Below are 6,289 nucleotides of genomic sequence, written 5' to 3' on the forward strand. Positions count from 1 at the left end.
GGGCCACGGTCACCCCTCTGGCCACGATGGTGGAGTACTCGGCGGCCAAGGCGGCCATGTTCTCTGCCGGCAGTCCGTCCAGGCGCCTGTAGCTGCCGCCCTGCGCGCCGGACAGCAACCCGCCGGTGCCGACGCCGGGTGGACGGCACTGGCCACCCTGGGCACTGCGGCGATCGACGCCGCCGGCGACCGCCAGGATCCCGCGGAGTTCGCGGGCGACATGCACACCTACCTAGCCGGCACGTTCGACGGGAGAGCGGCTGGCTGACCAGCGGGTAGGAAGGGGCGCCCACTGGTGATGGACTGCCGCCAGACGGGTTGATGGACGGCTTCCGGCTACCGCCGGGCCTGCACCCGACCACATCCCCGCCCCAGACGCACACCCGTGAACAACACGTCAGGTTTCGGCGAGCGGTTCGACCTGCGCGACCCTCTCACATAGGTCACTGGGTGGCCGCCGCGCCGCCGTCTACACGCAGACCCCGCCAACTGGCGTTTCATAATCGGCCAGTGAACTCCCGGTAGTGCACCTCGCCCACAGGTCCGGTCGTACCCACCGGGCGCCGGCGGTCGAGGCCGGGGGAAGTGGAGTCCAAGGGATGGTCGGACCGCTCGATGGCGACGAGCTAGCTCAGCAGGTGCGTCGGCCGGCGGTGGTGAAGCCGGTCCCCACGTGCCCGGTGTATTGCCAATCGCCGGCAGATGCGGGCTGGCGAGTAGAAGCGCCTCAAGGTGGGTGTCGGTGCCAATCCATCCGCACACCAGCACGGTGGCCACCACCCGTAGCGGTCGAATCCGACCGAGTTAGTCATCGACATCAACGTTTTCACCGACGTTGTCCTCGACAAGGCGTTCGTAACGTCGATTGCCGAGCGCGGCGTACTGCAACCAGTCGTCGCTATCCGTGACGCTGACGGCACGATTCGTCCGAGACGGCCAGCGCCGCACCCTGGCCGCACTACTCTCCCGGAGTCTCTGGCCGACGATCATCGCGCACACCGCCTACGACACCGCCGTCCTGGTTCTCTGACGCCCAGCTCCCACCGTCGGAACCGCGGGGGATCGTGATTGCGTTGGTCGCGCTGCTGGTCAGTCATTGAGTGACTTACCGTGACGGTGTGTCGCCCATGCGCGGCGCGCGGTAGAGACCAGGGGGTCATGTGACAGACGAGGGTGGTCAGGCCGGCGAGGAGACCTCGGCCGAGGAACCGGCCGAGAACGGGATTCGATTCCCGCCCGGCTACGACGACAGCTACCTCTTAGCGGCGCGCCGAAAGGCCCCGTTCATCGGCGAGATCCGCCGCCGCTGGTACGACCTCCCGTTCCTCGCTCTCGACGCCACGCTGCGCTCGTGGCCCCGGCGACTGATGTCGAGGCGTGTCCGACATCGTCTGGGGCGGTGGCGAACGGACCTCACGCGATTCAACGACCACGACCGCAACAAGGCGTGGAGCCCAGAAGATCCCTTGCATAACATCACCGTCCCCGATGACGAGCACGTCACTGTTCCCGCGATCTGGGTCGTCGAACTCTTCCCGCCCAGCGCGGCGGCGGACCTGGCGGCCCTGTATGAGAGCTATCCACCCATGATGGCGTCTCTTCACGAAGGCAGCTCGGCAGACTACATGGCCGATACCCGCGCCGGTGGTGGCTACCGGTGGTCACGACTGGTAGACGTCGACCAATACCGTCGGCCCGATATTGCCTCGTCGGTCGAACTGATCTCCATGCAGCTCGGCACCGGACTGACGGCTGTTATCGGGAGGTTCCGACTAGCCGCGGGCGCAGCGCAGCAACTCGATCATGAGTGGCATCGCGCACATGAGCCCGTACTCCGACGCACACCCCACGGGCGGGTGGCCGATGATCGAGAATTCGCGTTCTACAACCAGACCCAGCGAGCCCGACGCGCGCTGCACGACGAAGCGCGTGAGTGGATGAAACGCCATTGCGGAGGGTTCTTCCGCAACCGCAGCACCCCCCAACCGCTCGTCGATGTCCTGCTCCTCGAACAGCACGACCCAACCCAACAGCGCGGGGACGACAGGGTTCTCCGCGGTCTCGGCCTGTCGTCGGTCTTTGCGGTCATCGAGTCCCAGGACGTCCGGAAGCTCCTCCTGGCGCCAAGCGGCCGCTCGCAGACCGACAACATCCTCGACAAGAACACGTGGGCATTGTGGGGAAACCGGACCGTCGCGGCCGGCGAACGATCCGGCATGAACATCTACGGACCGGAGCCTGACAGCGCGACCGCCGTTGCTCATCGCGCAGCCGAGGAGACCGAAAACCTACTGCTCGCGATCGCGGTCGACCACATGGTCGACGCGCTGCGCGCTCGCTACACCAGTGTTCGTGACACAGCCGGACAACACCAAGCCTTCTCGCCGAAACAGCTGTCCGACCTGCGTCAGGACATGCTCAGCCTGAGCCTCGACCTCGCAACGACCGCCAGGGAGATGGCGGCGTGGTGGAACGCACCGGGCAACCGTCGCCCACGATTCACGTTCCGCTACCTCGACGAGGACGAGGCACGGTTCGACTTCACTGAGCAGCTTCGCGGCTCGCAACTCGCAACCCTCACCGACCTCGTCGCTGCGGAGACGTCGTTGCGCGGCATCTTGTCTACCGTCGCGACGCTGGGTGCAGCACGAGCCGCACACCGAACCGGCCGCCTCGCTCTAGGCGTGTCGGCCCTCAGCCTGTCGACAACCCTGCTGCTCAGCAGTCCCGGCCCGCACGCCGTCATCGCGGTCATCGTTCGCTGGTTCATCGACAACTAGTCGCCCCTCTCGGTCGCGGGCTACTCCTGCTCACCCACCCTTACGCAGTCGGTGAGCGATGCTCGCGACAAGAACGACGCCCCCTGGCTCAGTGCGCGGCCGAAGCCCCCGAAACGCCCCAGGGGCGATGGTGGAAAAACGTATCGAGAAGCCCCAACTCCTCCTAAGAACCCGCCAGCCACAACGCCAATGGATGAAATCGGCAGTTCATGGGTCGCACCGTTTATCTGATACGAGTCCCACGTGTATCGCATGCGCATCTCATAGTGAGGCCTGAGCCCGCAACTGAGACCAATTGCGCCGGAGACTGACGATGGCCGGTGGTGGCACGCTTGTGCCCATGAGTGACGACACAGACACCGCCGACCCGGGCGATGACAGCACCCCCGCGACGCCGGAAGAGACCCGACGTATCGGCTTCACCGAGTGGTCCCCCCGCCTGTACAGCGTCTACCGCCACGTGCTCGTCCAGCGTCCCGGTACAGGCATCCGTGAAGCTGTTCTCGGCACGATGGTGACCGCCCGACAGCACCGCGCCTTGGTTCTCTATCTCCTGCTGGTGGGGTGGTGGCCCTGGCTCCAGAAGTACGAGACTCCGCTGTCGGCCGACACGTGGCTCCGCGCGCTCCGGGCCACCGGGAAACACGCGGCCACCGGGCTCACCTGGTCGGCGTCGTCATTGTCGCGGACGTTCAATGACCTCGAGGATCTCAAGCTCATCGAACCCCGCGTCCGAACCAAGCGCTATGTCCGCGTCGTGCCCCGCCGCGAAGACGGCGCGGCCGCGTACACGATCCCGAGCGGGGCCAGCGACGATCCTTACTTCACCCTGCCGCACGTGTTCTGGACGAGCCAGATGTTCGCGACACTGGGCCTCCCCGGTCTCGCGGTGCTGCTGATCATCCTCAAGGAAACCAACGGCCAGGACGACGTGTGGCTCTCGCGCACGGACATGACCGCCTGGTACGGGATCTCCGACCGCTCAGTCACTCGTGGCCTCGCCGAGCTCCGCAACAACAAACTCCTCGGCGAGCGGCTGATCACGGTCAAGGCCCCGATGGCTCCCGGTGGCGTCACCGTGCGCACCCGCTATTCGCTGCTTGGCGACTACAGCCGCGCATCCCGCGACACACAGCGCGCGGCGGCCAAGGCCGTCCGCGACGCCGCCGCACCCACGACCACGAGTGCTGCCGAGTGACACGGGAGGAGGTGATGACGATGTTCCGTGGACCGAAAAAGACCCTGGAACCCTGGGGGCCGGTGAGTGCCTTTGCCCAGGTTGCCAGGGTCCTGATCGAGCTGTGTCGCTATCTGACAGATCACTGATCTGTTCGGCGAGGGCGTCGTTGCCCCGACGTCCTCGCCATCGACGGTAGCGCCGGTATCGGCCTACCTCAAGTGTCGACTGCCCGCCCGGACTACAGATCCGGGCGGGCAGTCGCACTCATCTGGCACGGCCCTTTTCGCGCAAATGCGTTATCGGCGGGCGGCGACTCCGGGACCCACAACAGCGACCAGCACCATCCGATCTCGGATGGTGCTGATCGGCCGATCTTCAGCGGCCACGTCCCCGGATCGGCCTTGGTGTCGTCGAGAGCAGACGACCGGCCGGTCGACGCGTCACCAGAGGCGGGTCAGCTTTCCGGAGTCAGCCAGCGCCGCGCACTGGGACATGATCCAGCCCCAGGTGTCTGACACGCCCTGCTGATTGGACGCGTCGCCGATGCCTGCTCCGGTCCGATCGTTCTCGATGTCCATCTGCACGTGGTCCTGACCGTCGGTCGCATCGAGCTCGTGAACCGTCAGCACGGTCATTGCCCGATCTTCCCCGATCCGCTGTGCCGTGGCCCCTGCCCATACGCAATGGCGGTAGGAATCCGCCCGGCCGCCGTGGAACGACTGAGCGTCATCGCTGCTGTAGCGCGCTTGAGTGATTCCGGTGGCCCAACTGGCCGCGTCCTGCGCTGCGGCGCAGTCGACGATCCCGATCGTGCAGTACTGCATCTCGGACCACGAGGGCGCAGCCGAGGCCGGCGAGGCGGTAGCCCCCGTGATTCCCAGTGCGGCTGCACATGCCATCGCGGCCACAGTTCGCCGGCCGCCTCGTCCCATCACAACAGCGTTCATCATTGCCCTCCTAAAAAGTCTGACCAGGTACTTGATCGACGTTGCTGCCGGCGGTACTGGTCCCCATGCCTCCCCCGAGCGAAGGTGACACATGCGACGATATGCATGCCACAATGGTAAGTTCTACAACAATTTTGTGTGCCAATATTGCGGGAGGGCTGATGGTCAATCGAGCCGACAAGGCATGGGACGCGTTCTTTGACTTCTTCGAGTCCTTCGACGGCACACCGGCCGACATCGCCGCGGTGTTCAACGCGGGAACAGAGCGCGAACTGGTGACCGCAACACAGATTCGCGACTGGCGACGTAGGCACAGCCGACCCCAGCTGACGCAGCTTCCAGAACTCGGGCACCTCTGGAACGGCGACCCACTCTTCTTTGCACGCTTGCTCGGTGCCATCCCAACCGACGGACTCGACGCAGAACTCTGGCTGCAACGCCGCATTGTCGAACTTCGAGTCGAACTGCACGGCCTTGAAACTGATGTACGAGGCGCCGACACCACCGAGGCGACCGGTCAGGTTGTAGCAGCTGCAACTGCTTCCGGAAAATGGGCGGTGGCTGTTCATCCCGCCGTAGAAGGACCCACGGGAATTCCTATCCACGTCGCCGATCGCCTCGACTTTCGGCCAGTCGACGCCCACATGACCGGAGACCGTGAGGAGCTAGAGACGGACCTCGCCGCCACATTCGCCCGAACCCACGCGATATACGCCCCCCGTATGCCATCCACCTGGGACATGGCAGACGCGACTGACTTGCCGCTCAGATACTCGGTCGCTCACACAACCGCGAACTTCGCTCCGACACGCCTGTGGGATCACGTCGGGGTTCCTTCCCTTGCCGTGGTTTCACAGACGTTGGGGACATGGCCCATCGACGTCGGCGCGCTCGTCGCGCGCATTCTGGGCTACGGATTCGTGAGCACACGCGCCCTGAGTCGCAGCCATCGACCGCACGGCCGCATACCGACCCCGGTCGAAGCCGCCGGCTACCGCGCGGAGCGACACCAAGAGCTCCTGAAGAATCCTTGGCATAGATACGTGTGGGGCCACGTCGGAGGTGAGGGAGTAGACCCCCGTACGTACTTTCCCCCGAAACTCGCGCCCGGCCTCAAGATCGTCTGGCTCCGAGAGACAGACGATCTCATCGAGGGCATGTCGTTGGACGACAAGTTTCGGCAGGAGCAGCAGATCCTCGCTGACAGAGCGGGCACCAAGGTCCTTGAGATTGCCTGCGAGTCTGCTGGCTTAGGCAAATCTGGACTACGAGAACCGCGGTGGAATCGAGCGTTCCGCATCGCTGCCGAGATTGTTGAGCAGCTAATGAGCAGCGGCGATGTACAGCCGACAGCACTGGCGACAAGCATCAGAGAACTGACC

Annotated in this window: 4 protein-coding genes and 2 pseudogenes; 4 read left to right on the forward strand and 2 right to left on the reverse strand. The window is 65.1% G+C overall.

Annotation, left to right across the window (positions count from 1 at the left end; translation table 11 throughout):
* A pseudogene (locus JHC79_RS22230) lies at positions 1-226 on the reverse strand (hypothetical protein); the annotation flags it as partial.
* Between the two features lie 678 nt (positions 227-904).
* Here JHC79_RS22230 and JHC79_RS22235 point away from each other — a divergent pair.
* The 3 genes from JHC79_RS22235 to JHC79_RS22245 all read left to right on the forward strand — a co-directional run bounded on the left by JHC79_RS22235 (position 905) and on the right by JHC79_RS22245 (position 3,978).
* Positions 905-1,030: a hypothetical protein gene (locus JHC79_RS22235; RefSeq protein WP_296394995.1), complete on the forward strand. Its 126-nt coding sequence runs from the start codon at positions 905-907 to the stop codon at positions 1,028-1,030.
* 130 nt (positions 1,031-1,160) lie between these two features.
* Positions 1,161-2,780, forward strand: coding sequence for a hypothetical protein (locus tag JHC79_RS22240; protein WP_296394997.1), 1,620 nt, complete (start codon positions 1,161-1,163; stop codon positions 2,778-2,780).
* 340 nt (positions 2,781-3,120) lie between these two features.
* A complete protein-coding gene (locus tag JHC79_RS22245; RefSeq protein WP_296394999.1) occupies positions 3,121-3,978 on the forward strand; it encodes an ArsR family transcriptional regulator in 858 nt (285 codons plus the stop codon).
* A 422-nt stretch (positions 3,979-4,400) separates the two neighbouring features.
* Here JHC79_RS22245 and JHC79_RS22250 read toward each other — a convergent pair whose 3' ends face one another.
* Positions 4,401-4,784: a hypothetical protein gene (locus JHC79_RS22250; RefSeq protein ID WP_296395002.1), complete on the reverse strand. Its 384-nt coding sequence runs from the start codon at positions 4,782-4,784 to the stop codon at positions 4,401-4,403.
* A 284-nt stretch (positions 4,785-5,068) separates the two neighbouring features.
* On the opposite strand from JHC79_RS22250, the pseudogene JHC79_RS22255 reads away from it, so the two are divergent.
* Positions 5,069-6,289 (forward strand): annotated as a pseudogene (locus tag JHC79_RS22255) (hypothetical protein); the annotation flags it as partial.

The sequence above is a fragment of the Williamsia sp. genome, from assembly GCF_016462415.1.
GTDB lineage: Bacteria > Actinomycetota > Actinomycetes > Mycobacteriales > Mycobacteriaceae > Williamsia_A.

Coding starts and splice junctions, on each gene's coding strand:
- JHC79_RS22245 (WP_296394999.1), top strand. CDS start 3,121: ATGAGTGACGACACAGACACCGCCGACCCGGGCGATGACAGCACCCCC.
- JHC79_RS22250 (WP_296395002.1), bottom strand. CDS start 4,784: ATGCAGTACTGCACGATCGGGATCGTCGACTGCGCCGCAGCGCAGGAC.